Below are 24,498 nucleotides of genomic sequence, written 5' to 3'. Positions count from 1 at the left end.
CGCCAACCCTCTATTCCTATCGGTGGGGGGGGGTGTTTTTTTTTTAAAACACACCGCTTTTCCTTTGCGCGGGGGTCAACGGGTGTTTGGGGGGGGGGGGGGGGGGCGGCCCCCCCCCCCCCCCCCGACCATCTTGCGTGACCAAGCGACCAGCACCCGCGGCGTTGGCTCATTCGTCACCTGGATGGCGGTGATGATGATTTCCGGGGTTGATCGGCTGTACGGCTGAAGGGTGGAGTTGCCGATCTGCATGATCGCATCGAGTTCGCCTGGCGTGATGGTCTGGTTCTGGGTGACGAGATCCGCCACCATGCTGCCGATGCGACTGACCTTCTTGCTGGTCTCGATGGCTTGCGAGGCTTCCATGGTCAAGAAGTACATGGCCAGCAGGACGGGCACGATGAAGGCGAACTCAACGGCCGCGACACCGCGGCGATCACGGCAGAACCGGATGGCTTTCGCGCAGATCCCAGCGGTCCTCATATGTGCCCCCGCACGCCCCATGCTATCGTCCTTTTCCCACGCAGCGGTTTGGTTTTTTAGTCGTCGAACGGCTCGTTCTTCCAGGTGATCGATGCGAAATGCAGCGTGTTGCCGTCTTTCAGATTGGCCATCGACTTGGCCATGAAATCGGTCATGACGGGCCATTTGTAAAAAACCCGCAGCATGTTTATCGATTCGGCTAAGCCTGGGGATACCGTGAAAGCCGCGGGGTCCGTGCCGGTCAGCGCGATTTCGCCGTCTTGGATCTTGAAGCCCGCCTGGGCTGCGGCGGCGAAGCTCGGATACGCGCGCAGATCCACTTCCAATCCCGGGCAGTCCTTGGCAACCATGATCTCCAGCCGGCCGCAGATCATGGACTTCAGCGTCGCCTCGGTTACGTTGGCCTGTCTTACCTGGCCAGTCCGCAGCTGGCGCGCGACATCGTCGGTGATATTGGCCATCACCTCTTGCCCGGCAAATGAAATGCAGCTCTCCAGTATGGCAAAGACGAGGAGCGCAAATGGCACCGCAAGCATCGCGAACTCCAGAGCGGTGCTGCCGCGCCGGTCGCCAAGGAAGCGCGCTGAAAGGCTTGATCGTCCTGCTTTGCTCATGTCCCGTGCCTGCCGATCCCTTAGGGGTGTCGGGCAACATTAGCGCAAACCCATTGAAGTGCGGTTTTGATGATCGTTAAATTCGAAGGGGAGGTTTTAACAGGCCGATAACCGAAGCGGCTTTTTCAGCGAGACGAAACGGTCGGGTCGCTTACTGGCCGGCGCTCATCTCGGCTTCCGAGGTCTTCTCCGCCTCGCTTTTATATGAGCTTTCGCAATACGGCGTGCAGGACATGGTCTGTATTTCGGCGCGTCGATAGATGCGCACCGAGGACGCGTCCTGTCGCACGACGGTGATCTGCTCGTCGACGATCGGACGGCCCTCCTGATCGAGGACGACGAGATTGGTGACGCCGAAGCCCTTGCCCGTCAGCACGATCGTCGAAGCATCCTGCACCGAGGCGTCGGCGATCGCCGGATTGCCGACGACGATCGTATCGGCAGCGCGCGACAATTTGACGATCTTCGCCTGGTTCATGGTGACCTCGATGCCGGCGCCGGCCTTGGCCGGCACGATAAGAGCCGTGGCGGCAAGCAGCGCGGCAATCGGAAAGGACGATCTCGGCCCGGTCATTGAAGCGCTCCACGGCGGCAATTTGCTCAACGGAACATGAACGAGATTGGTGAAGCAAGGGTTAAGCGGAGGGGAGCTGTGATGATGTCGGGCTCGGCAGTTTGATCGCCTGGGAGCTGGGATCGCCAGGAGCGGCCCGCCCTCTCCTGGTTCCTCTGCACAGGGAATTAGGTTCTTTGACTGACGGTCGCGCTGCCGGCCGGCCTGCAGCCGCCATGTCTGACGCTGGGGATTAGCTAAAGGGGCGTCAACCGTTGACGACGAGCAGTCCGGCGATGATCAGCGCGGCACCGAGCCCGTAGCGCAGGCTGAGTTGTTCGCCGAGCAGCGACCAGGCGAGCAGCGGCACGGCGCAAAAGGTCAGCGCCATGAACGGATAGGCGACCGTCAGCGGAACGGATTTCAGCACATAGATCCAGACGATGGTGCCAAAGCCGTATATGGCGAAGGCGGCGATCAGGTAAGGGTCGGCGAACAGCGCGAGCACACTCGGAACGTCCGTGCCGCCGGCCCGCGCGCTGGTCAGTTTGAACAGCACCTGACCCGCCGAGATCAGCAGAGGCGTCAGCACGAGCCCTGCGAGAACGGGAAACGAATAGACTCCCACGGCTTCAGGCTTCCAGCCGGTCTTCCGAGTAATAGATATCGCGGCCGATATCCACGCACGCATGATTCCGCGGCACCGGATGCACGGCCCGCAGGAAGGAATGCGTGTAGGGGAAGAAGTTGAAATGCGGGTTGAACGAATAGCGGTATTCGCGCTCGCGCGGCACGACGATGATCAGGCGCGTGCGGCAGATGCGGCGCAGTTCGGCGATCGCCTGCCGGTATTCCAGAACGTGTTCGATGACATGCGTGCAGATGACCGTGTCGAAGGCCGCATCTGGAAAGGGCAGATATTCTATACGAGCGGCAACGTAGTCGACGCCGGGGATCGCCGCCGCGTCCGCCACCACGAAGTCGACGCCGGTATAATGGCCGGCGCCATCCCGCGCCTCGCGGATGCGCTTGATCAATACGCCGGTGCCGCAGCCGACATCGCAGACGCTGTCGCCGACCGTGTCGGCGATGATGCGCTCGATGCAGGCTTCGGAATTGTCCGTGCCCTCATGCACGCGCGGATGCTCGCGATAGAGCGTTTCGTATTCATCGGCCGTCAGGAACGGCGCACGCTCACGGAAGGCCGCAAGCCGGGTGATGTGGCCGCCCCAGGCCATACTGGCGACGCCCCGGAACAGGGCGGAGTCCCGCACGATCGGCGGCAGCACATCCTCGAGGACGAAGCGGATGCGGTTTGTGGTTTCTCTATTCACGGGTGCGGCTCCGATGGTGGACGTCAGGCTACGTCGCGGCGGCTGGCGCCGATGATCGCGTCGGGTTTGCCCGCGCCGAAAGTCGGAAGGGAGAGATAAAAGATACGCTTCTGTTCCGCCCGGCCGCGCGACACCGAGTCGAGAATGAGCCCGGTCACGGCCATCAGTACCGAGAGCAGCAGCAAGCCGATGGACAGCACCCAGGTCGGCATGCGCGGGACCAGGCCGGTCTCGAAATATTCGACCAACACCGGCGCCATCAGGATCAGGCTGGCAACCAGGAGTACGGCGGCGATGGCTCCGAAGAAACGGAAAGGCTGTGTCTCCTTCATCAGCATCGCGAACATCAGCAGGATTTTGGCGCCATCGCGGACGGTGGACAGTTTCGACGACGACCCTTCCGGCCGGCGGCCATAATCGAGCAGGATTTCGGCGACCGGCAGTTTGAGCTGCGAGGCGTGGACGGACATTTCCGTCTCGATCTCGAATCCGCAGGAGACGGCCGGAAAGCTCTTCACAAAACGTCGCGTAAAAGCGCGATAGCCGGAGAAGATATCGGTGAAGTCGCGTCCGAAAAGGCGTTTGTAGAGGCTGTTGAAGATGCGGTTTCCGAAGGCATGTCCGGATCGGCCAGCATCCGCGGTCACGCCGCGACGCGTGCCGACCACCATGTCGCAGCGCTCGGTGATCAGCGTGTTGATGAGAAGCGGCGTGTCTTCCGGCGCATAGGTGCCGTCGCCATCGGCCATGAGATAGATATCGGCGTCTATATCGGCGAACATGCGCCGTACGACATTGCCTTTTCCTTGCCGCGCTTCGCGGATCACGATGGCGCCGGCGGAGCGCGCCTTGAGCGCGGTGAGATCGCGCGAATTGTTGTCGTAGACATAGACTGTTGCGGCCGGCAGCGTCTCGCGAAAGCGACGCACGACGTCGCCAATGGTTTGTTCCTCATTGTAGCAAGGAATCAGGATCGCGATCGTTAGGTCGGGACGCGTGCTGTGTGGCATCGTGGAACTCCGGCAGGGTGAAATGGGCCGCGACCGGTCCGCGCCCGCTCCGCACCTGGAGCTTTACTATTTATTGAAGCCGTTAAGGCTAGGTTTAAGTTGGGACGAATTCACCGGAGCCATCGACATGTCCAACGCCACCACGCTCGCTATCGCGCGGCCGTCGCGTCTTGAAGGTTGGAAGGCCGACCTCGCCGCGAGCCTGCTCGCGGCGCTGGTGATGGTCGGTGCGCAGGCCGCGACCGGTTTCCCGACATTGTTCGATTCTGGCGGCGATAACGACAGCATGATGCGGCTGGCGCAGATCCGCGACTGGCTGGGCGGACAATCGTGGTTCGACCTCCACCAGTACCGCATGGGGCCGGACGGCGGCTTCGTCATGCACTGGTCGCGCATCGTCGATGTGCCGATCGCGGCGATCGTTTTGGCAGTGGCGGCGCTGACCGGCAGCATGGCCGCGGGCGAGGTGGTTGCCGAGATACTTTGGCCGGCCTTGCTCAGCATCGCGGCGCTGTTTCTCATCGTCCGGGCGGCGCGGTTGCTGGCCGGTCCGCACACAATGCTTCCGGCGCTGGTGATCGGCGCCATAACGCTGAATGCCATGGGCCTGTTTACCGCGCGGGCGCTGGACCATCACAACCTCCAGGTCGTGTTCGCCCTGGCCATGGTGAAGCTGCTGCTGGCGCCCGGATGGCGCAGGGCAGCGGGCAGCGGCGTTTGCGCTGCCCTGATGCTGGCGATCGGCATGGAGACCGCGCCTTATGTCGCGGTGGCAGGCGCTTGCGCGGCGGCGGCGCTGTTGTTTTCACGCAAGGACGGTCCCGGCGATGCGATCGGTTTCGGCCTTGGCTTCACCGGCGCGGCCGCTCTCGCGCTCGTTGCGACCGTGCCGCCATCGTCATGGTGGATCGCGCAGTGCGACGCCTATTCGGCACGGCTGGCTGTGGTCGCCCTGCTGGGCGGGCTCGGGCTTGCCGCCACTGCCACCGTCACTATTTCGAAGGGGATGCCGGCGCGGCTTGCCGGTCTCCTGATCCTGGCGATCGCCGTCGGCGCCGCCGCGATCCTGATCGCTCCGCAATGCTTGGGCGACCCTTTTGTCGGACTCGATCCAAGGATGCGCGATTTTTGGCTGAATTCTGTGACCGAGGCGCAACCGCTATGGAACATAGTCGCGTTGCAACCCGAGAATGTCGCCCAGAATTATGCGACGCCGGCCATTGCTGTGGGGATACTTGTCACGGCGACGCTGCGGCACGGCGTGCGACGGCCTGAAGTGATGCTTCTCGGCTTCCTGGTGGCAGCCACCGCCGTCAGCATCTGGCAGATACGCGGTACGAGTTTCTCGCTGCCGTTCGCCATCATCCCGCTTGCCGCAATGGTGGCGGCCGCGAGGCGCGATGCGCAGGGGCGCACCGCCAAGGCGACGCTCAAAATGGTCTTCGCCTGGCTGATTTCGCTGACGCTGGTATGGAGCGCCGGTTCGCATGCGATCGCCAATGCCATCGCGCCGAAGCAGAACGCTGGCGCCACAACCGCCGGCAAGGGCAAACTGTCCTGTACCGCCGATGCAACTTTTGCCTTGCTGGCCCAACAGCCGCCGACCACGGTGCTGACGATCTCGAACCTTGGCGCACCGATGATCGCGACGACGCCTCACCGGGTTCTCGCAGGGCCTTATCACCGCAACAATGCTGGCAATGTCGCGGTGCTCGATGCCTTCATGGGAACGCCTGACCAGGCGCATGCAGTCATGCGACGCGAGAAGATCGGACTGCTCGCCTTCTGTCCCGGAAATGACGAGACCGGGTCGCTGGTGGATTGGGCGCCCAACGGCCTGATGGCGGATATCGTCAAGGGGGACGCTCCGTCCTGGCTTGAGCCGATATCGGAGACGCTGGACCAGCCACTCGTCCTCTACCGGGTTCACTGAACCGGCAGCCGCGCGCCAATCGAACGATCATCGATTCGGCAAGTGGTGCCGATACGTTTCATCAATGTTTTGCTGCCACGATCATCCCGTATTTTGCGCGCACACAGGAATTTTGATGCAGCCGTCCTTCGCACACGGCCCGGACCGCAGCGAAAGCACTGATCTTGCTTTCACCGATCCGTTGACGGGGCTGGGCAATCACCGGCGTTTTTCCGACAAGATCGACCGGCTCATCAGCGACCGGGCAGACGACCCCGCACCCTTTACGGTCGGCATCCTCGATCTCGGCGGCTTCAAGCCGATCAACGACCTGTTCGGCCGCAAGGCCGGCGACGCGATCCTCGTCCAGGTCGCGATGCGGCTGCGCGCGGCGATGGACGCGGGCTCGACCGTCGCGCGTCGGCTCGGATGAGTTCGCACTCCTGTATCCGATGGTGTTCTCCGAGGAAGCCGCCGCCGAGCGCGCGATGATGCTGATCGAGATTCTTTCGGCGCCCTACGACCGCGCATTTCTGGTGACGCCGCGCCTTGAGTTTGCCGGCCAGCACCGCCATCACCGGATCGTGGCGCAACTCGTCGTGGTCGTTCAGGTCTTCATAGCCGAGCGCCATGGCGAAGATGCGCTGGCCAACCAGTGTCTTCACTTCATGCTCGATCAAGTCCTCGTTGCGCGCGTCCGTGAAGCAACGGGCAAAGCGGCCGACCAGTCCGATCGCCCGGTCCGTCAGCCCCAGCAGAAGCGCGCCCGCATCCGAAGTGATCGTCCCGCCGTCAAAACCAGCCACAACCGCGCGCTTTTCGACGGGTGCAAAATCAAACTGTTCTGCGCTACACTCTGTTTGCATCGGGGCGCCTCGCAATCAAAGCTAAGCTGTTGTCGCAAAACAACTTTCTATAATTCGCAGCCCCGATGCACTTCAACTGTGTGAGATATCCGGGTTAGCCACAAGCCACCATGTCTTCGTCATCCTAGGGCGGAGCAAGGAGCGAAGCGACGCAGCCCAGACCCTGGGATCCATGCCGTGACATCAGCCGAAGAATGCAGCGGCCCAGAACGGCACTTGCATCCGCAACGGTCCGAGCTACCCTTTGTCCATGACCGGCTATATGACCGCGAGCCAGAAGCGCGGCACGATCTACAGCCGCGAACAGACGATCTTGGCCGCCAAATGCCGGAGCACAAATCCGGCGCAGGCTCGCGCTTCACCAGCCGCTACGGCGTGCAGCGCCTGGTCTGGTACGAGGAACATTTCGACATTCGCGACTCCATCCGGCGCGAGAAGTCGCTGTAGCGCTGGCCGCGCCAGTGGAAGATCGAGCTGATCGAGAAGGCCAATCCAGAATGGTTCGAGCTTTTTCGCGGAACGGGGTGGCGCCGCGTCGCTTCGCTCTGGGATGACGAAGGTGGGATGCATCCGCTAGTCTCAAAGACGGGATTTATCGACGTTCGCTGCCGATCACCGATCGTCAACATCACTGTGTCGAGGAACCAGGTCGCTAAATTGCGCCTTTCGCAGCCTGCCGTGCCTGTCGGGTCCATGGGCGTCGCTTAGTCTACAATTAACCACGCAATGTCACCGAAGCCGGAAAGGAATCGGTAAGGCTGTTTATTAAGTCGATCGAAAGAGCTTCTCGATAGATTGGCAGTATCCGATCAGCCAACAGAGAAGTTGACGGAATTGCTGTAACACCTGGAGTAGGAGCTCTCGAATGTCTAACCTTATTGCACGTTTTGTGAAAGACGAATCCGGCGCGACCGCCATCGAATACGGTCTGATCGCCGCCCTCATCGCGCTCGCCATCATGGTCGGCGCCGGCCAGCTCGGCACTGCCCTGAACAACAAGTTCAACGCGATCGCTACCGAAGTGGCGAAGTAGGCAACGACGTCCCAGAAGGGCCGCCGCGCTGGCGGCCCTTCTTCAATCGTGCCGTGTGATTTGTAGTTTCGGCCTCACCAATCGTTAATCGAACATGTCTAGGCTGAGACTACGCACAGTTCGACCGCAGGCGCCACGCCGATGCTTGAAGCCCTGATCCTCGTTGTCTTTCCGTTCTGCATGCTTTTCGCCGCGATCTCCGACATGCTGTCGATGACGATCGCCAATCGCGTGCCGGTGCTGCTTGTCGCCGTCTTCGCGCTGGTCGCGCCGCTGACCGGCATGGACTGGGCAAGCTATGGCTGGCATTTCGCCGCCGGCGGCCTGGTCCTCGCCGTGACCTTCGGGCTGTTCGCGCTGGGCGGCATGGGCGGCGGCGACGCCAAGCTGCTGGCCGCCAGCGCCGTCTGGATGGGGTTGAACATCCACCTCGTCGAATATCTCCTGGTCTCGACCGTCATCGGCGGCCTGCTGACGCTCGCCATCCTCGTCTATCGGAAATCGCCGCTTGCTGCCGTCACAAGCCACAATCCGTTTTTACGCCATTTCGCCGACGAGACATCAGGCGTTCCCTATGGCATCGCGCTCGGCATTGGCGGCCTGCTCACCTTTCCGGCTTCGCCGTTGATGGCGTGGGCGCTCGCCAGCTTGGCGGCCTGATTCTTCCCGCATCAGGCCAGCCTTCCACATTCGATATGGCTTTTGAGCAGGGCGTTTGGCCGCCTTTTCTACTGGCCGGAGCAGATGCTTCAAATTTATATAAACCTTAAATTAAGCACGATCGTAAGTATTAAATTAACCTTGTTTTGACGATTGCCGCTGCATGGTCCGGCTTGGCTAGTTTGTTTGCCAAGGACGAGGTTCGGACAGATGCCAGCATCCCGACTGATCATTCTGGGCGTGGCGGTCGCCGCGGCGGGTGGCGCAGGATATGTCGCAAAAAACATGGTGGCGACGCCGCCGCCTCAAATCATCGATTCCGGCCCCGAGGCGCCGGCAATCGCGCTGCAGGACGTGCTTGTCCTGTCGGGCGACGTTCCGATGGGCAGTCCGCTGGAGAACAACATCAGTTGGCAGTCCTGGCCGGCCGACGGCATCAACGCGAATTTCATAACCCGCGCCGCCGAGCCCGATGCGTTGGAGAAGCTGAAAGGCGGCGTCGCCCGTGTGGCGATGTATGCCGGTGAGCCGTTGCGGCGCTCCAAGCTGATCGGCGAGGGACAGAGCTTCATGTCGTCGATCCTGCCCTCCGGCATGCGGGCCGTCGCCACAGCCGTATCGGCCGACACGTCGGCCGGCGGCTTCATTCTTCCCAACGATTTCGTCGACGTCATCATGACCCGCAGAGCCGATCCGGCAGCCGGCGGCAGCGGTTTTACCACCGAAACCATCCTCAAGAACATTCGCGTCCTGGCGATCGACCAGACCATCCAGGAGGACGAGGAAGGCAAGCGGACCAGGGTCGGCCAGACCGCGACGCTGGAACTGACACCGCAGCAGGCGGAAATCATCACCGTCGCCCAGCAGATGGCGGATCGCCTGACCTTGGCGCTGCGGTCGATCACCGACACCCAGGAGAAGAACCCTGGCGAGGCCGACTATCTCGTTTCCGGCAATGGCCGGCGCGGAACAGTGCGCCTGATCAAGTCGGGCGAAGTGTCCGAAGTGGGAGCAAGGCAATGAGGTTAAAAGCTCCGGTCACACTGGCTGCGGCAATCGGCCTGTTCCTGCTTGGATCGAATGCACATGGCCTCCTCGAGGCGAATGCGGCAGGCGCCGAGGTGTCGGCTTCGACCGCCACCCAGCGCATCAAGCTCGGTCTCAACAAATCCGTGGTCATTGACCTGCCGAGCGATGCCTATGATATTCTCGTCGCCAACCCGGCGGTCGCCGATGCGGTGACCCGCACTGCCAGGCGCATCTATCTCTTCGGAAAGGCGGTCGGCGACACCAACATCTTCGTCTTCGGCCCCAATGGCGAACAGATCGTCAGCCTGGATCTGGCGGTCGAACGCGACGTCGCCGGACTGGAAGACTATATCAGGCGCTTCATACCGTCGTCGAGCATCACGGTCGAATTGCTGAACGACAACGTCGTCCTGACCGGAACCGTGGATACTCCGCTTGATGCCAAGCGTGCGGTCGATCTAGCCACCATCTTCGTGTCCGGCGGTGAAGCGACCACGGGACAGTATTCGCAGACCGCCTCCGGCGGCTCGGCCGAAGCCGGTGTCGACATCGACAATCCGGATTCCGAGCGTCGCGTGAGCCAGATCGTCAACCTGCTGCAGATCATCGGCGACGACCAGGTGACGCTGAAAGTGACGGTGGCCGAAGTCAGCCGCTCGGTGATGAAGCAGCTCGGCGTCAATCTTATTGGTGACGGCGGCAGCAACGGCATCAGTTGGAGCGCACTGAGCAGCCCCGCATACGGATTGGGAAAGCCACTGTCGCAAGGTTCGGGACTTGCAATCGGTACCTCGGCGCTTCAAGCGTACATCAACGCCATGGAGCAAAGCGGTGTCATGAAGACGCTGGCCGAGCCGACATTGACCGCAGTCTCAGGTGAGAAAGCGACGTTCAAAGTCGGCGGTGAATTCAATCTCATCACAGGCCGAACGAACAACGTTTCAGCCGACAATCAAACGGGACAGATTACTTACGACAACGAAAAGCTCGAATATGGAATTGGCCTCGAGTTCCAGCCTGTCGTGCTCTCGGCGGGCCGCATCAGCCTTAAAGTGAGGACGTCGGTTTCGGAACCTACGACGGAAGGCGCCACAGTGCTCGAAGGGGGTGGCGACTTGCCCGGCACCACTTTGCTGTCGATCCGTAAGCGCCTGGCAGACACCACCGTTGAGCTGCCTTCCGGCGGTTCGATGATGATCGCCGGCCTGGTTCGGGACGACATCAGGCAGGCGGTGGCCGGGCTGCCTGGGCTGACCAAGATTCCAGTGCTCGGCACGCTGTTCCGCAGCCGGGACTTCGTCCGCAACGAGACCGAGCTGGTCATCATCATCACGCCCTATCTGGTCAGGCCGGTGACGCGCAACGCCCTTGCCAAGCCGGATGACAATTTCAACGCTGCCAGCGATGGTGCCGGCATGTTCCTTGGCCGTGTCAATCGCGTCTACGGCACCATGCAGACCGACAAGCCCAACGGCCGTTACCACGGCGTTGTCGGCTTCATCTACAAGTAAGCGGGGAAGCGGACATGTCTCAGTCAGCGTTGAAGCCAAGGACGATCACCGCAGCGATGCGGTCCGGCCGTTCGCGGATTTGCCTGCCGGTCCTAGCGGTTGCGGTCGCCGCATCGCTGGCGGGCTGCGCCAAGCGGGACAGCATCACGGTCGGCGCTGTTCCCGACGACTATCGCACCAACCATCCGATCGTCATTACGGAGAAAAACCAGAAGATCGACCTTCCGGTCGGCGCCGGCGATCGCGGCATGACCGGGTCGCAGCGCGACACGCTTCTCGGCTTCCTGGATGGCTATGACAAGAGCGCCGCTCCGACCCTGACGATCTCGATCCCGAGCGGTTCGGCCAACGAGATCGCCGCGACCGCGGCCGGTCGCGATTTCGCCAGGCTTGCGATTGCCAGCGGCATCAGCCGCAACCGGATCGTCATCACCACCTACCAGTCGGCTTCGGCCGAAGCGTCCGCGCCGATCCGCGTCGCCTATGTCTCGGTGAAGGCGCAGACCGACAGATGCGGACGCTGGCCCGAAGACCTGATGCAGACCTCGGAAAACAAGCACTATGCCGATTTCGGCTGCTCGTATCAGAACAATCTTGCCGCCCAGATCGCAAATCCGACCGATCTGCTCGGGCCGCGCAAGCAATCCGATATCGACGCGGAAAATCGCAGCGCGGTGATCGACGTCTACCGCCAGAGAGGCATCTCGGACGAATTCCTCGGCAATTCGGAAGTCGAGTATTGAGCTCGAGCCGCGCAAGTTACGGGAAGAGAAGTCACGGAAAGAAATGACAATGAGCAACCTTGCCTACGACACGGCGATAGATGGCGGCGATACCTCGCAGCAGGACATCGCTGCCATGCAGGCGTTGCGGCCGATCCCACGCATCTCGATCCAGGCATTTTGCGAGACCGACGGCGTTGCCAATCCGGTCGAGCGCGCCGGCGAGGATCGCCGCATGGCGAAGGCCCATCTGAAGGTCCATATGGGCGGCGTCGCCACCGCCATCGAATTCTACCAATCGGCGCCGACACCGAACCTGATCCTGCTGGAATCGCGCAGCGAGCCGAAGCAATTGCTCGAGCAGCTGACGCAGCTCTCCGAATATTGCGATCCGACCTCGAAGGTCGTGGTCATCGGCCACTACAATGATGTCGGGCTCTATCGCGAGCTCATCCGCTCCGGCATTTCCGAATATGTCATCGCGCCGGTATCGATGGCCGATATTGTCAGCGTGATATCGACGATTTTCGTTGATCCGGAAGCTGAGCCGATCGGCCGCTCGATCGCCTTCATCGGCGCCAAGGGTGGCGTCGGCTCCTCGACCATTGCCCATAATGTGGCCTGGGCGATGTCGTCGCTGTTCAAGTCCGAAGTGGTTGTCGCCGATCTCGACTTGGCTTTCGGAACGGCCAACATCAATTTCGATCAGGATCCGGCGCAAGGCATTGCCGAAGCCGTTTTCTCGCCGGAGCGCCTCGACGAGGTCTATCTCGATCGGCTGCTTGCCCAGTGCGCCGAGCATTTGTCGCTGCTTGCAGCGCCTTCAACGCTCGATCGGGTCTACGATTTCGATCCAGACGCTTTCACGCAGCTTATCGACACGGCGCAGCGCAGCGTGCCGCTTCTGGTGCTCGATGTTCCGCACGTCTGGACGGGCTGGACCAAGAACATACTGGTCAAAGCCGACGAGATCGTGATCACGGCGACGCCGGAGCTGGCCAATCTGCGCAACACCAAGAATCTGGCCGACATGTTCAAGCGGCTTCGCCCGAACGATCCGCCGCCGAAGCTGATCATCAACCAGGCCGGAGTGCCGAAGCGCCCGGAGATTTCGTCGTCCGACTTCGCCGACTCGCTCGGCCTGTCGCCGATGTCGGTCATTGCCTTCGAGCCGCTGCTGTTCGGAAACGCCGCCAACAACGGGCGCATGCTCGGCGAAATGGATGCCAGGAACCCGGTTGTCGGCACGATCAACGAGATTGCGCATGTGCTGACCGGGCGCAGCGAAATCAAGGCAAGAAAGAAAGCGGGCCTCGGCAATCTCCTTGGCAAGCTCTCGCGCGGCAAGAAGTGATGCTTCCGGAGCGGAATTGGTAATCGATCATGTTTGGTAAAAGAGGTAGCGACGACGGCAGCCGGTTCACCCCGGAATTCCGTCAGCCGGCACCTGCGCCTGCCGCGCCGGCGGCAAAACCTGCGGAAACGGCGGTTCTCGCCAAACCCGCACCGCCGCCGTCATCCGGCACGCCTGACGCGTCTGCCGCGCCGCCCGCACGGCGTGCTGTCGAGGCGCCGCCATTGGCGCCGGAGCCGAAAAAGCTCCAGCGCCAAAAGAGCGAGACCTACTACGACACCAAGAGCCAGGTCTTTGCCGCGCTCATCGACACCATCGACCTGTCGCAGCTCGCCAAGCTCGATCCCGAAAGCGCGCGCGAGGAAATCCGCGACATCGTCAACGACATCATCGCGATCAAGAATTTCGCGATGTCGATCGCCGAGCAGGAAGAACTGCTCGAGGATATCTGCAATGACGTGCTCGGTTACGGGCCGCTGGAGCCGTTGCTCGCTCGCGACGACATCGCCGACATCATGGTCAACGGCTCCAAGGACGTCTATATCGAGGTCAACGGCAAGGTCGAGCAGACCGGCATCCGTTTCCGCGACAACCAGCAGCTCCTCAACATCTGTCAGCGCATCGTCAGCCAGGTTGGCCGCCGCGTCGATGAATCGAGCCCGATCTGCGACGCGCGCCTTCCCGACGGCTCCCGCGTCAACGTCATCGCGCCGCCGCTCGCCATCGACGGCGCCGCTCTCACCATCCGCAAGTTCAAGAAGGACAAGCTGACACTCGACCAGCTGGTCAAGTTCGGCGCCATTTCGCCGCCCGGCGCCGAGATTCTCAAGATCATTGGCCGCGTCCGCTGCAACATCGTCATTTCAGGCGGTACCGGTTCGGGCAAGACGACGCTGCTCAATTGCCTGACCAACTATATCGACCGCGATGAGCGCGTGATCACCTGCGAGGACTCGGCCGAGCTGCAACTGCAGCAGCCGCATGTCGTGCGTCTGGAAACCCGCCCGCCCAACCTCGAGGGCGAGGGCGAGGTGACCATGCGCGATCTTGTCAAGAACTGCCTGCGCATGCGGCCCGAGCGCATCATCGTCGGCGAAGTGCGCGGACCTGAAGTGTTCGATCTTCTGCAGGCGATGAACACCGGCCATGACGGCTCGATGGGCACGATCCACTCGAACAGCCCGCGCGAATGCCTGAACCGCATCGAATCGATGATCGCGATGGGCGGTTACACGCTGCCGCAGAAAACCGTGCGTGAAATCGTGGTCGGTTCCGTCGACGTGATCATCCAGGCCGCACGCCTGCGCGACGGATCGCGGCGCATCACCCACATCACCGAGGTGATCGGAATGGAAGGCGACGTCATCATCACGCAGGACATCGTTCTCTACAACATCAAAGGCGAGGACGCGAACGGCAGGCTGCTGGGCGAGCACGTTTCGACAGGCATCGGTCGTCCGCATTTCTGGGAGCGCGCTCGCTACTATGGCGAGGAACAGCGCCTCGCCAATGCGCTCGAGGCGATGGAGAAACGCGCTGACTGATCCATTTGGAGGCGTAGGGGCCAGGGCCGATGTTTGGAATTGACGGCACCGTGTTGGCATTTATCGTGCTCGCCGGCTTCAGCGCCGGCGCGGTCGCCTATGCTTTTCTGTTCAACCGGATCAGCACCGAAAAGCAGGTCGGCAGGCGGCTTGAAACGATCAAGACCGCCGAGACGGATGGTGCCGTCGTCAAGGCTTCGCGCGATCGCGTGGCGGAAGCGGCCAAGCGGCGCAAATCGGTTCAGGATTCACTGAAGGACCTCGAACAGAAGCACAAAACCAGCCAGAGCCTCGCCAAAAAGCCGCCCCTGAAGGCCCAGATCCGTCAGGCGGGCATGAAGGTCTCGCTCGAGCGCTTCTATCTCTACTCGGCGGTTTGCGGCGTCGTCCTGACGTTTCTTGCCTATTTCGCCGGTGCGCCTTTGTATGTCTTGCCGGGTGCGCTGCTGGTCGGTGGCCTCGGCTTGCCACGCTGGTTCGTCTCGTTTAGCCGCGCCCGCCGGGTCAAGGCGTTCCTCAACGAATTTCCGAACGCGCTCGACATCATCGTGCGTGCGGTCAAATCCGGCCTGCCGCTGAACGACGCCGTCCGCCTGATCGCCAATGAATCGCCCGAACCGGTCAAGACCGAGTTCCGCCGCATCATCGATTCGCAGCAGATGGGCCTGTCGATCCCCGACGCCAGCATGCGCATGGCCGAGACGATGCCGTGCACCGAGGCGAGCTTCTTCGGCATCGTCATCCAGATCCAGTCCCAGGCCGGCGGCAATCTTTCCGAGGCTCTGGGCAATCTTTCGCGCGTGCTTCGCGACCGCAAGAAGATGAAGGCCAAGGTCCAGGCGCTGTCCATGGAAGCGAAGGCGTCAGCGGTGATCATCGGCGCCTTGCCTTTCGTCGTCGCCTGTCTCGTTTACCTGACAAGCCCGAACTACATCATGCCATTGTTCACCACCAGCGTCGGCAATCTGATCCTCGGCTGCTCCGCGGTCTGGATGTCGATCGGCATCCTGGTGATGCGCAAGATGATGAACTTCGAGGTTTAGGATTTCGAGCGCATGACCGAGAACGTCGTCAAAACCCTTACCGATCCGGCATTTCTGATTGCCCTGCTGGTCGGCATTGCGGTGTTTGCCACCGTGTTCACGCTGCTGCCTGCCTTTGGCGGAAACCAGCTCAAGGCGCGCATGAAATCGGTGGCGCTGGAGCGCGACGAACTGCGCGCCAAGCAGCGTGCGCGGCTTGCCCTAGATGCCGACCGCCGCCGCAAGGGCCTGCGCGAGCAACAGTCGATCGGCATGCGCAATATTGTCGACCGGCTGGACCTCAGGCGCGCCCTCGCCGATGAAGGCACCCTGCAGAAACTCAAGGTGGCTGGCTTCCGCGGGCAGAATCCGTTGACGCGTTTCCTTTTCTTCCGTCTGGTCCTGCCCTTTGTCGGCTTTGCCCTGGCTGCGATCTATCTGTTCGTGCTCGGCGGGTTGCCGGAGCAGCCGCCTCTCATCAAGTTGTTCGTCTGTATCGTCGTCGCCTATGCAGGTTTTTACGCGCCGGTGCTCTATGTCAACAACCGCGCCACCAAGCGCAAGCAGTCGATCCAGATGGCGTGGCCGGACGCGCTCGATCTGATGCTGATCTGCGTCGAATCCGGCATGTCGGTGGAGGCGGCGTTTCGTAAGGTCGCCGACGAGATCGGCGCGCAGTCGGTGGCGCTTGCCGAAGAGTTCATCCTGACCAATGCCGAGCTTTCCTATTTGCAGGAACGCAAGCAGGCCTACGAGAACCTTGCAAGCCGCACCGGCCTGGAATCGGTCAAGTCGGTGTCGCAGGCGCTGGTCCAGGCCGAGCGCTACGGCACGCCGGTGGCGCACGCACTGCGCGTCCTTGCCGGCGAAAGCCGCGACATGCGCATGAACGCCGCCGAGAAGAAGGCCGCGGCCTTGCCGCCGAAGCTCACCGTGCCGATGATCCTGTTCTTCCTGCCGGTGCTGTTCGCCATCATCCTGGGCCCCGCCGGCATCCAGGTCAGCGAGCGCGGCATTTTCGGCGACCAGACGACATCGAGCAGCCAGTAATGCATTCTTGACAGGCCGGCGCTGCCCCTCATTGCCCTGCCGGGCATTTCTCCCCGTATAGTGACGGGGAGAAAGCCGCGTCGTCGACGGTTTCGCCGACGACAAGCGTTTCAGGAAGGGCGCCGATGGCCAGTCAGCTTCTTTCTCCCCGTTTACGGGGAGAAATGCCAGGGCAATGAGGGGCAGCGTCGACATCGATATGTATGACGAGCCGCGGTCAGTTGGTGGCGGGCTTTGTCTTGTCCTGGTCCTTGAGCTGGCTCCAGGCGTTCTGCTGGGCGAGCATCTGGCGAAGGTAAGTCACGTTCGCCTGCGCCTGTTCGGGCGACAGCTCCTGCGAGGCGATCTTCTCGGCCTCGTCGAAGCGGCCCTGCAGGCCGACGACCAGCGCCAGGTTCTGGCGGACGCGGCTGTCGGCATTCGGCTGCTGGGCGGCCGAGCGCATATAGGTTTCAGCCGTGCGCAGGTCACCTTCCAGCACATAGGACATGCCGAGATTGGAAAGGATCGAAGGTTCGTTCGGCTTGAGGTCAAGCGCCTTGCGGTAATTCTGGCGCGCCTCGTCTCTCTGGCCAAGCTGGTCGAGAATAGCGGCTTCCGCCGACACCAGCTTCCAGTCGGGATACTCCGGTGTCTGCGCGCGGCGCACCGCATCGAGCGCCGGCTCGAACTGCCCGTTGGCGGCAAGTGCCTTGCCATAGGCAGCGAGCACGTCGCGGTCCTTCGGCAGCGCGATCGCCAGTTTGCGCATCACGGCGAGCGACTGGTCGGCGTCGCCATCCATTTGCAGCGCCGCGGCGTAATTCGTCGCGATCCGCTTGTCGTTTGGGTTCTTGGCGTAGGACTGACCCAGCGCGATCGTCGCCTTGTGCAACTCGCCGGCCGACATGGTTTCCAAGGGTTTGCCGCTGGGGCGTCCGATCGAGCCGGTCGTCAGCTTGCTGGTTCCGCAGCCTGCGACGCTGGCCGCGAGCGCTATTATGAACGCCGTGGTGATCAGCCGCTTGGCCGTGGCGTTGGTCATGCGGTTGGTCGGCATCTGCACCAGGGCCTCCATTCGTCAAATTGGCTTTTACGTGGCCATCTTCCCTCCCGCAGAAATATTCTGTTAACCCTAACGGATCGTTAAAAAGCGCCGACTCGGAAGCCGGAGATCATCGAATGCCAGTCGAACTCGTCGAGGGAAAACTGAAGACCACTTTGCCGGTGTATCTGGTGGCGAAGGATCGACTGGATGCGGCAGGGCTTGCCTCCTCCTCGCGCGCCTGGGCCAGGGCCAACGGCTTTTCCGGTCAGGCCGGCCGGACGCTGATCCTGCCCGACGAAAACGGCGCGCTTGCCGGCGCCCTGTTCGGCACGGGCGACGGCGAAGGCGCGCTTGCCATCGGCGCGCTGGCGAGAGCCTTGCCCGCAGGCGACTGGCATTTCGCCTCCACACTGGCCGAGCCGGAAATCGCGGCCATCGCACTGGCGCTCGGCGGCTATGTCTTCACCCGCTACGGCAAAAAGCCTGGCAAGACGCTGCGTTTTTCGCTGCCGCCCGGCGCTGAAGGGGCTTATGTTCGCCGCATCGCCGAGGGCGTTTTCCTGACGCGCGATCTGGTCAACACGCCGACCAGCGACATGGGACCTGACGAGCTGGAGAAGGCAGTTCGGACGCTGGCCGGGACGTACGACGCCGAAGTGTCGGTGACCAGGGGCGACGACCTGCTCAAGAACAATTTCCCGATGATCCATGCGGTCGGCCGCGCTTCAACAGGCGCACCGCGGCTGATCGACATGATCTGGGGACCGGAGAGCGCCCCGAAGGTGACGCTGGTCGGCAAGGGCGTCTGCTTCGACACCGGTGGCCTCGACATCAAGCCGTCCTCGGGCATGCTGTTGATGAAAAAGGACATGGGCGGCGCGGCCAACGTCTTGGGCCTCGCCTCGATGATCATGGCCGCCGGGCTGAAGGTCCGGCTGCGTGTGCTGATCCCGGCAGTCGAAAATTCGATTGCCGGCAACGCCTTCCGGCCCGGCGACGTGTTGGTGAGCCGTAAGGGCATCACCGTCGAGATCGGCAACACCGACGCCGAGGGACGGCTGGTGCTGGCGGACGCCTTGGCTCTGGCGGACGACGACGAGCCGCAACTGCTGATCGACATGGCGACCTTGACCGGGGCTGCTCGCGTCGCGCTCGGTCCCGATCTGCCACCGTTCTACACCGGCGATGAAGCGCTGGCCTCCGACCTGGCTGCGGCCTCCGTCGCAGTCGAGGATCCACTGTGGCGCATGCCGCTGTGGAAACCCTATGGCGCAAAGCTGTCGTCGAAGATCGCCGACATCAACAATGTCACGTCAGACAGTTTCGCCGGCTCGATCACCGCGGCGCTTTTCCTGAAGCGCTTCGTCGAGAAGACCGCCGCCTGGGCGCATTTCGACATCTTCGCCTGGAACCCGTCCGATCGTCCGTACGGTCTCGCCGGCGGCGAGGCGCAAGGCATCCGCGCGCTGGAAAGGGTTATTTCGAAACGCTACGCCTGACAGCTCCTGTTCAGCACGAGGACTGAAACGGAACCGAAACAATTTGCCGTCATTGTGGCCGGATGTCGATTTCGATGCGCCCGAGCCAGGCCTTGCGACTGTGGCAGCAGGTGATGCTGTACCAGGTGCGCGACGATGCGCCGGACCTCACCATGCGCCAGACGGCGATCCTGTTCACGATCTATCTCGATCCACCGCCGCATACGGTGCGCGGGCTCGCCGCGCGGCTCAATGTCACCAAGCCGGTGATCACCCGGGCGCTCGACACGATGGGCGCAATGAAGCTGGTTTCGCGCCATCGCGATGAGCTCGACAAGCGCAACGTGCTGGTCAAGCGAACCGTAGAAGGTGCTCTCTTTGTCGAGCGCTTCGGCGATGTTATTATTGCCAGAGCCCAGGAATTGCCGATCTAGAGCAGGGATTCCGAACCGCAGGTCAGCGAAGCAAAGCAGCACCGTTTTCGGAAGAGACCATGCTCCAACACCAAGCCAGAGTCGAGTTGCCGATTTGACCGCCAGGGATGCCCGCCTTCACGCCTTCCGTTCTGATCTCGCCGATATCAGGCTGAAAGGCGAGGTCGCCGCCGCCCGCTTCGTCGCCGGGCGGCCAGCGCGGGTTTCAGCCGCAGTGGCCGACATCCGCAAGGCGCCGCGGCCGGATGCCGGCGTCAACACGCAAGCCCTGTTCGGTGACGACGTCCTCGTCTTCGAAGATGCCGAGGGCTGGGCCTGGATCCAGTCGGAGCGCGACGGCTATGTCGGCTATGTCGCCGACACCGTGCTGGGCAGACGGGACCATGCGCCCACCCATGTCGTCTCGGTGCCGCGCACCTTCCTCTATCCGGGACCTGATTTGCGGCTTTCGCTGAGCGGGCAACTGTCGATGGGATCGGCGCTGACGGTGACCGGCGCGGCAGAAACGCGCGGCACGCATTATGCGTTGCTGCCGTCCGGCGAGGCAGTCATCTCAGGCCATCTCAGGCCTCTAGGAGAGCCGGCTGCCGACTATGTCGCGGTCGCGGAGACTTTTCTCGGCACCCCCTATCTGTGGGGCGGCGCCTCCGGCTTCGGCATCGATTGCTCCGGCCTCGTGCAATTGGCGATGCACATGACCGGCAGGCAAGTGCTGCGCGATTCCGACATGCAGGCGGCGACCATCGGCGAGCCGCTCGACCCGGGTCCGGATCTTGCCGGGTTGCGGCGCGGCGACCTGGTGTTCTGGAAAGGCCATGTCGCTGTCATGATCGACCCGGAAACGATGATCCACGCCAACGGCCACACCATGCTGGTCTCGCGTGAAGGGTTCAGGCAAGCCGTCGCCCGCATCGGCTATCTCTATGGCGGTCCGACAGGGTTTAGGCGGCCGTAGCGCAAGCGCTTTTCCTTCTCTAGTCACCAACGTTGCAGGATTGGCGGCCAAAGCGAAGCTGCCGATCTCCCCCCAAGTGGGGGAGATGTCCGGCAGGACAGAGGGGGCGCCGTAGAGCGCCAAGCTCAATTGCGACCGAGCATTGACCAATGCCTCACACGCCATTGCGTCCGCGAAATCGTGCAAATGCCAAGTCGATGCGCAAGGCCATGACCGACGCCGAACTGAAGCTTTGGAACGAGCTTCGCGCGCATCGCCTGATGGGGCTTGGCTTCCGCCGATAATTTCCGATCGCCGGTTACATTGTCGACTTCGCTTGCCCGGACAAGAAGCTCGTCGTCGAAGTCGATGGTTCGCAGCATGCCGACGCCAATACAGGCGATAAGGCAAGAACAAAGCGTCTTGAACAGGACGGCTGGACCCTCCTGCGCTTCTTGAGTGACGATGTCATTCGCGACATCGACAACGTCTGCCAGCATATTGTGATCGAGGCAGGGCTCGCCCGCGCGACTTGATACGCCGGCAGGACAGAGGGGGGCGCCGTAGAGCGCCAACCTCAATAGCGACCGAGCATTGACCGATGCCCCACAAGGGGGCGAAGGAAAAGCGCACGATCACCTTTTGTTCCGATTCTGCTTGGCGATTGCACGGCGCCGCGCTACCTCTGGCGGGTGACAGAGCAGCCGCGCCTCGCCGAACAGAATGCCGCCGTGCGCTTGCCCGAGCCATTCCTCAAATGGTTCGCGCAAAGAGGCTGGTCGCCGCGCGCCCACCAGATAGAATTGCTGGCGACTGCCCAGGCCGGGCAATCGGTTCTGCTGATCGCGCCGACCGGCGCCGGCAAGACGCTGGCCGGATTTCTGCCTTCACTAACCGAGTTGGCCGGGCGGCCAGGGGGAAAGCCAGGGCAGGCGCGTCGCGGCATCCATACGTTGTACATCTCGCCGCTGAAAGCGCTGGCCGTCGACATCGAGCGCAATCTCGGCAAGCCGGTGGAAGAGATCGGCCTATCTCTCACCATCGAGACGCGCACCGGCGACACGCCCGCGCACAAGCGCCAGCGGCAGAAGCTGGCCCCGCCCGACATCCTTCTGACGACGCCCGAGCAACTGGCGCTGCTGATTGCTGCGCCCGACGCCAGGCGCTTCTTCGAGGATCTGCGCTATGTGGTGCTCGACGAACTGCATTCCTTGGTGACGTCGAAGCGCGGGCATCTCCTGTCGCTCGGGCTGGCTCGGCTGCGATCCTTTGTTCCCAGCTTGCAGACGATCGGCCTGTCGGCGACGGTCGCCGAGCCGGACGAATTGCGGCGCTGGCTGGTCAGCCAGAATCCACCCGGCTGCATGGCCGAATTGATCGTCGTCACCGGCGGCGCCAAGCCCGACATCTCCATCCTCGACTCGGAACAGCACGTGCCGTGGGCCGGACATTCGGCCCGCTACGCGACACCGGAGATCTATAGCGAGATCAAGCGACACAAGACGACCCTGCTGTTCGTCAACACGCGCAGCCAGGCCGAACTGCTGTTCCAGGAATTGTGGCGGGTCAATGAGGACACTTTGCCGATCGCGCTGCATCACGGCTCGCTCGATGTCGCCCAGCGCCGGCGCGTCGAAAAAGCCATGGGCGAGAATGCCTTGCGTGCCATCGTCGCCACGTCGACGCTCGACCTCGGCATCGACTGGGGCGATGTCGACCTGGTCGTGCATGTCGGCGCTCCCAAAGGTGCGAGCCGGCTGGCGCAGCGCATCGGCCGCGCCAACCACCGCATGGATGAGCCGTCGAAGGCCATCCTGATTCCGGCCAACCGCTTCGAGGTGCTGGAATGCCGGGCGGCGCTCGACGCCAATTATCTCGGCGCCCAGGACACGCCGCCACTGGTCAATGGCGGGCTCGACGTGCTGGCGCAGCATGTCCTGGGTTGCGCCTGCGGCGCGCCTTTTTATGCCGATGCGCTGTTCGAGGAGGTGCGAACCGCCGCGCCCTATGCCGAACTCGACCGGCCGACGTTCGATCGTGTCGTCGACTTCGTCGCCACCGGCGGATATGCGCTGAAGAACTACGAGCGGTACGCCCGCATCCGCCTGAACAAGGACGGGCTGTGGCGCGTCTCCAATCCTCGCATCGCCCAGCAGTACCGGCTGAATGTCGGCACCATCATCGAGGTGCCGGCGCTCAACGTGCGTTATGTCAAGGCCGGCAGCAAAGGCTCTGCCTCGCGCGGCGGTCGGGTTCTCGGCAAGATCGAGGAGGCGTTCCTCGAAACGCTGACGCATGGCGACACCTTCATGTTCGCCGGCAAGGTGCTGCGCTTCGAGGGCATCCGCGACAATGAATGTTTCGTGTCGAATGCGCCCGGCAGTGACGCCAAGGTGCCCTATTATGGTGGCGGCAAATTCCCGCTTTCGACTTACCTCGCCGAACAGGTCCGCATCATGCTGGATGACCCGCAGCGATGGAAGAAGCTGCCGGAACAGGTCGCCGACTGGCTGCGCTTCCAGGCCGCCAAATCGGTGCTGCCGAAGCGCGACGACCTGCTGATCGAGACCTTTCCGCGCGGCAACCGCTACTATCTGGTGGCCTACCCGTTCGAGGGCAGGCTGGCGCACCAGACGCTTGGCATGCTGCTTACCCGCCGGCTCGACAGGGCGGGAGCCAGGCCGCTCGGCTTCGTCGCCACCGACTATGCGCTTGCCATATGGTCGCTGGCCGATATGGGCAGGATGTTCCGGGCGAAGAAACCGTCGCTGGCCGCGCTTTTCGACCAGGACATGCTGGGTGACGATCTCGAAGCCTGGCTGGCCGGCAGCTGGCTTTTGAAGCGCACCTTTCGCAATTGCGCGCTCATCTCCGGACTGATCGAAAAACGTCATCCGGGCCAGGAGAAGAGCGGCCGTCAGGTCACCGTCTCGACCGACCTCATCTACGACGTTCTGCGCAGCCATGAGCCCGACCACATCCTGCTGCAGGCGACGCGTGCCGACGCGGCTGCGGGTCTGCTGGATGTCAGCAGACTTGCCGAGATGCTCTCGCGTATCCAGGGACGAATCGTGCATAAAGACCTCGAGCAGATTTCGCCGCTCGCCGTGCCGATCATGCTCGAGATCGGCAAGATGCCGGTGCATGGCGAGGCCGATGATACGCTGCTGATGGATGCGGCAACGCTGGTCGAGGAAGCCATGGGGACGAAATGACATTCGCACTCGCCATGACGGCGCTCCTGGCGGATGCCGATCCTATCGGCATCGCCGGCGAGCGTGCGATCTGCGATCGCCGCGGCGTGCTTTATTTTCCCGAGCTTCGGCTTCTGACCGTGTCCGACCTGCATCTGGAAAAGGGCTCGTCGCTGGCACGGCGCGGTACACTGATCCCGCCTTATGATACCGGTGCGACGTTGCTGCGATTGCAGGCGGTGATTGCCGATTATCAGCCGGCGATCGTCATCAGCCTCGGCGACAGCTTTCATGACGGCGGCGGCGCCGCGCGCATGCATGCGAGCTTTCGCGAACGGCTGGAAGCGCTGATGGCCGGTCGCGACTGGTTCTGGGTTGCCGGCAATCATGACCCGGATGCGCCGGCCGACCTGCCCGGCGAGACGGTGCGCGAGCTGGCCATAGGCTCTCTCGTATTCCGGCACGAGCCTTCGGCGGTGAGAGTGGAAGGCGAGGTATCAGGTCATCTGCACCCTTGCGCCCGCATCGTGCAGCAGGGCCGCTCGGTGCGACGGCGCTGCTTTGCCGGCGACGGCGGCCGCATGATCATGCCGGCCTTCGGCGCCTATACCGGCTCGCTCAATGTGCTCGACCGCGCCTATGCCGGGCTGTTCCGCCGCGAGACGCTGATGGCCTATATGCTCGGCACCGAGCGCATTTTTGCGATTTCCCACGCGATGCTGCGGCCGGGCTGA

Annotated in this window: 21 protein-coding genes and 5 pseudogenes; 18 read left to right on the top strand and 8 right to left on the bottom strand. The window is 62.6% G+C overall.

Translation table 11 applies throughout. The annotated features are described in order from the left end of the window. Positions 1-120: 120 nt before the first annotated feature. The 6 genes and pseudogenes from AC0L18_RS02665 to AC0L18_RS02640 form a co-directional block, all read right to left on the bottom strand. Positions 121-504 (bottom strand): annotated as a pseudogene (locus AC0L18_RS02665) (TadE/TadG family type IV pilus assembly protein); the annotation flags it as partial. 35 nt (positions 505-539) lie between these two features. Beyond that, complete coding sequence (locus tag AC0L18_RS02660; RefSeq protein ID WP_473490511.1) at positions 540-1,097, bottom strand: TadE/TadG family type IV pilus assembly protein; 558 nt, start codon at positions 1,095-1,097, stop codon at positions 540-542. Positions 1,098-1,248: 151 nt separating this feature from the next. Further along, the gene (locus AC0L18_RS02655; RefSeq protein ID WP_023802143.1) at positions 1,249-1,671 is read right to left on the bottom strand and encodes a pilus assembly protein N-terminal domain-containing protein; all 423 of its coding nucleotides are present in this window, start codon (positions 1,669-1,671) and stop codon (positions 1,249-1,251) included. A gap of 247 nt (positions 1,672-1,918) precedes the next feature. Next, on the bottom strand, positions 1,919-2,278 hold the full coding sequence (locus AC0L18_RS02650) for a DMT family transporter (protein WP_091599962.1): 360 nt from the start codon (positions 2,276-2,278) through the stop codon (positions 1,919-1,921). Positions 2,279-2,282: 4 nt separating this feature from the next. Beyond that, on the bottom strand, positions 2,283-2,984 hold the full coding sequence (locus tag AC0L18_RS02645) for a class I SAM-dependent methyltransferase (protein ID WP_091599960.1): 702 nt from the start codon (positions 2,982-2,984) through the stop codon (positions 2,283-2,285). A 23-nt stretch (positions 2,985-3,007) separates the two neighbouring features. After that, positions 3,008-3,994 (bottom strand): glycosyltransferase, encoded by a 987-nt coding sequence (locus tag AC0L18_RS02640; RefSeq protein WP_473490510.1) that lies wholly within the window; start codon positions 3,992-3,994, stop codon positions 3,008-3,010. A 127-nt stretch (positions 3,995-4,121) separates the two neighbouring features. Here AC0L18_RS02640 and AC0L18_RS02635 point away from each other — a divergent pair, with 127 nt between their 5' ends. After that, complete coding sequence (locus tag AC0L18_RS02635; RefSeq protein WP_473490509.1) at positions 4,122-5,927, top strand: GtrA family protein; 1,806 nt, start codon at positions 4,122-4,124, stop codon at positions 5,925-5,927. 115 nt (positions 5,928-6,042) lie between these two features. After that, positions 6,043-6,430, top strand: a pseudogene (locus tag AC0L18_RS02630) (diguanylate cyclase domain-containing protein); the annotation flags it as partial. On the opposite strand, the pseudogene AC0L18_RS02625 reads toward AC0L18_RS02630, so the two are convergent. After that, a pseudogene (locus AC0L18_RS02625) lies at positions 6,424-6,772 on the bottom strand (transposase); the annotation flags it as partial. The pseudogenes AC0L18_RS02630 and AC0L18_RS02625 sit on opposite strands and share 7 nt — an antisense overlap. A 250-nt stretch (positions 6,773-7,022) precedes the next feature. On the opposite strand from AC0L18_RS02625, the pseudogene AC0L18_RS02620 reads away from it, so the two are divergent. The 10 genes and pseudogenes from AC0L18_RS02620 to AC0L18_RS02575 all read left to right on the top strand — a co-directional run. Next, a pseudogene (locus AC0L18_RS02620) lies at positions 7,023-7,300 on the top strand (GIY-YIG nuclease family protein); the annotation flags it as partial. A 337-nt stretch (positions 7,301-7,637) separates the two neighbouring features. Continuing rightward, positions 7,638-7,805 carry a Flp family type IVb pilin gene (locus tag AC0L18_RS02615; protein WP_473490508.1) on the top strand — a complete coding sequence of 56 codons (168 nt, stop codon included), beginning with the start codon at positions 7,638-7,640 and terminating at the stop codon, positions 7,803-7,805. Between the two features lie 141 nt (positions 7,806-7,946). Then, complete coding sequence (locus tag AC0L18_RS02610; protein ID WP_473490507.1) at positions 7,947-8,465, top strand: A24 family peptidase; 519 nt, start codon at positions 7,947-7,949, stop codon at positions 8,463-8,465. 210 nt (positions 8,466-8,675) lie between these two features. Continuing rightward, positions 8,676-9,488: a Flp pilus assembly protein CpaB gene (cpaB, locus tag AC0L18_RS02605; RefSeq protein ID WP_473490506.1), complete on the top strand. Its 813-nt coding sequence runs from the start codon at positions 8,676-8,678 to the stop codon at positions 9,486-9,488. Beyond that, positions 9,485-11,005 carry a type II and III secretion system protein family protein gene (locus tag AC0L18_RS02600; protein ID WP_473490505.1) on the top strand — a complete coding sequence of 507 codons (1,521 nt, stop codon included), beginning with the start codon at positions 9,485-9,487 and terminating at the stop codon, positions 11,003-11,005. The genes cpaB and AC0L18_RS02600 overlap by 4 nt, the downstream gene beginning before the upstream one ends. Positions 11,006-11,019: 14 nt before the next feature. After that, the gene (locus AC0L18_RS02595; protein ID WP_473490504.1) at positions 11,020-11,748 is read left to right on the top strand and encodes a CpaD family pilus assembly protein; all 729 of its coding nucleotides are present in this window, start codon (positions 11,020-11,022) and stop codon (positions 11,746-11,748) included. 49 nt (positions 11,749-11,797) lie between these two features. Continuing rightward, positions 11,798-13,081 carry a CpaE/TadZ family protein gene (locus AC0L18_RS02590; protein WP_473490503.1) on the top strand — a complete coding sequence of 428 codons (1,284 nt, stop codon included), beginning with the start codon at positions 11,798-11,800 and terminating at the stop codon, positions 13,079-13,081. Positions 13,082-13,110: 29 nt separating this feature from the next. Next, positions 13,111-14,625, top strand: a complete 1,515-nt coding sequence (locus AC0L18_RS02585) for a CpaF family protein (RefSeq protein WP_473490502.1) — start codon at positions 13,111-13,113, stop codon at positions 14,623-14,625. Between the two features lie 29 nt (positions 14,626-14,654). After that, positions 14,655-15,668 carry a type II secretion system F family protein gene (locus AC0L18_RS02580; protein WP_473490501.1) on the top strand — a complete coding sequence of 338 codons (1,014 nt, stop codon included), beginning with the start codon at positions 14,655-14,657 and terminating at the stop codon, positions 15,666-15,668. 12 nt (positions 15,669-15,680) lie between these two features. Next, positions 15,681-16,697, top strand: coding sequence for a type II secretion system F family protein (locus AC0L18_RS02575; RefSeq protein ID WP_473490500.1), 1,017 nt, complete (start codon positions 15,681-15,683; stop codon positions 16,695-16,697). A gap of 217 nt (positions 16,698-16,914) precedes the next feature. Here AC0L18_RS02575 and AC0L18_RS02570 read toward each other — a convergent pair whose 3' ends face one another. Next, positions 16,915-17,736: a tetratricopeptide repeat protein gene (locus AC0L18_RS02570; protein ID WP_473490674.1), complete on the bottom strand. Its 822-nt coding sequence runs from the start codon at positions 17,734-17,736 to the stop codon at positions 16,915-16,917. A gap of 122 nt (positions 17,737-17,858) precedes the next feature. Between AC0L18_RS02570 and AC0L18_RS02565 the strand changes: the two genes are divergently transcribed. The 6 genes and pseudogenes from AC0L18_RS02565 (at position 17,859) to pdeM (ending at position 24,498) form a co-directional block, all read left to right on the top strand. Continuing rightward, on the top strand, positions 17,859-19,223 hold the full coding sequence (locus AC0L18_RS02565) for a leucyl aminopeptidase family protein (RefSeq protein ID WP_473490499.1): 1,365 nt from the start codon (positions 17,859-17,861) through the stop codon (positions 19,221-19,223). 62 nt (positions 19,224-19,285) lie between these two features. After that, positions 19,286-19,636 carry a MarR family winged helix-turn-helix transcriptional regulator gene (locus AC0L18_RS02560; RefSeq protein ID WP_023802155.1) on the top strand — a complete coding sequence of 117 codons (351 nt, stop codon included), beginning with the start codon at positions 19,286-19,288 and terminating at the stop codon, positions 19,634-19,636. Between the two features lie 94 nt (positions 19,637-19,730). Further along, complete coding sequence (locus AC0L18_RS02555; RefSeq protein WP_473490498.1) at positions 19,731-20,591, top strand: C40 family peptidase; 861 nt, start codon at positions 19,731-19,733, stop codon at positions 20,589-20,591. Between the two features lie 149 nt (positions 20,592-20,740). Beyond that, positions 20,741-21,106 (top strand): annotated as a pseudogene (locus AC0L18_RS02550) (endonuclease domain-containing protein). A 156-nt stretch (positions 21,107-21,262) separates the two neighbouring features. Further along, positions 21,263-23,785 (top strand): ligase-associated DNA damage response DEXH box helicase, encoded by a 2,523-nt coding sequence (locus AC0L18_RS02545; RefSeq protein ID WP_473490497.1) that lies wholly within the window; start codon positions 21,263-21,265, stop codon positions 23,783-23,785. Further along, a complete protein-coding gene (gene pdeM / locus AC0L18_RS02540; protein WP_027155152.1) occupies positions 23,782-24,498 on the top strand; it encodes a ligase-associated DNA damage response endonuclease PdeM in 717 nt (238 codons plus the stop codon). Before AC0L18_RS02545 ends, pdeM begins: the two co-directional genes overlap by 4 nt.

This window comes from Mesorhizobium sp. WSM4819 (genome assembly GCF_055811215.1).
This window is presented reverse-complemented; position numbering and strand designations above follow the sequence as displayed.

Bases quoted from the DNA above. Each gene is read 5' to 3' on its own strand.
- cpaB (WP_473490506.1), top strand. From the start codon at position 8,676: ATGCCAGCATCCCGACTGATCATTCTGGGCGTGGCGGTCGCCGCGGCG.
- pdeM (WP_027155152.1), top strand. From the start codon at position 23,782: ATGACATTCGCACTCGCCATGACGGCGCTCCTGGCGGATGCCGATCCT.
- AC0L18_RS02590 (WP_473490503.1), top strand. From the start codon at position 11,798: ATGAGCAACCTTGCCTACGACACGGCGATAGATGGCGGCGATACCTCG.
- AC0L18_RS02610 (WP_473490507.1), top strand. From the start codon at position 7,947: ATGCTTGAAGCCCTGATCCTCGTTGTCTTTCCGTTCTGCATGCTTTTC.
- AC0L18_RS02585 (WP_473490502.1), top strand. From the start codon at position 13,111: ATGTTTGGTAAAAGAGGTAGCGACGACGGCAGCCGGTTCACCCCGGAA.
- AC0L18_RS02655 (WP_023802143.1), bottom strand. From the start codon at position 1,671: ATGACCGGGCCGAGATCGTCCTTTCCGATTGCCGCGCTGCTTGCCGCC.
- AC0L18_RS02560 (WP_023802155.1), top strand. From the start codon at position 19,286: ATGTCGATTTCGATGCGCCCGAGCCAGGCCTTGCGACTGTGGCAGCAG.
- AC0L18_RS02660 (WP_473490511.1), bottom strand. From the start codon at position 1,097: ATGAGCAAAGCAGGACGATCAAGCCTTTCAGCGCGCTTCCTTGGCGAC.
- AC0L18_RS02615 (WP_473490508.1), top strand. From the start codon at position 7,638: ATGTCTAACCTTATTGCACGTTTTGTGAAAGACGAATCCGGCGCGACC.
- AC0L18_RS02575 (WP_473490500.1), top strand. From the start codon at position 15,681: ATGACCGAGAACGTCGTCAAAACCCTTACCGATCCGGCATTTCTGATT.
- AC0L18_RS02565 (WP_473490499.1), top strand. From the start codon at position 17,859: ATGCCAGTCGAACTCGTCGAGGGAAAACTGAAGACCACTTTGCCGGTG.
- AC0L18_RS02595 (WP_473490504.1), top strand. From the start codon at position 11,020: ATGTCTCAGTCAGCGTTGAAGCCAAGGACGATCACCGCAGCGATGCGG.
- AC0L18_RS02580 (WP_473490501.1), top strand. From the start codon at position 14,655: ATGTTTGGAATTGACGGCACCGTGTTGGCATTTATCGTGCTCGCCGGC.
- AC0L18_RS02570 (WP_473490674.1), bottom strand. From the start codon at position 17,736: ATGCCGACCAACCGCATGACCAACGCCACGGCCAAGCGGCTGATCACC.
- AC0L18_RS02635 (WP_473490509.1), top strand. From the start codon at position 4,122: ATGTCCAACGCCACCACGCTCGCTATCGCGCGGCCGTCGCGTCTTGAA.
- AC0L18_RS02640 (WP_473490510.1), bottom strand. From the start codon at position 3,994: ATGCCACACAGCACGCGTCCCGACCTAACGATCGCGATCCTGATTCCT.
- AC0L18_RS02600 (WP_473490505.1), top strand. From the start codon at position 9,485: ATGAGGTTAAAAGCTCCGGTCACACTGGCTGCGGCAATCGGCCTGTTC.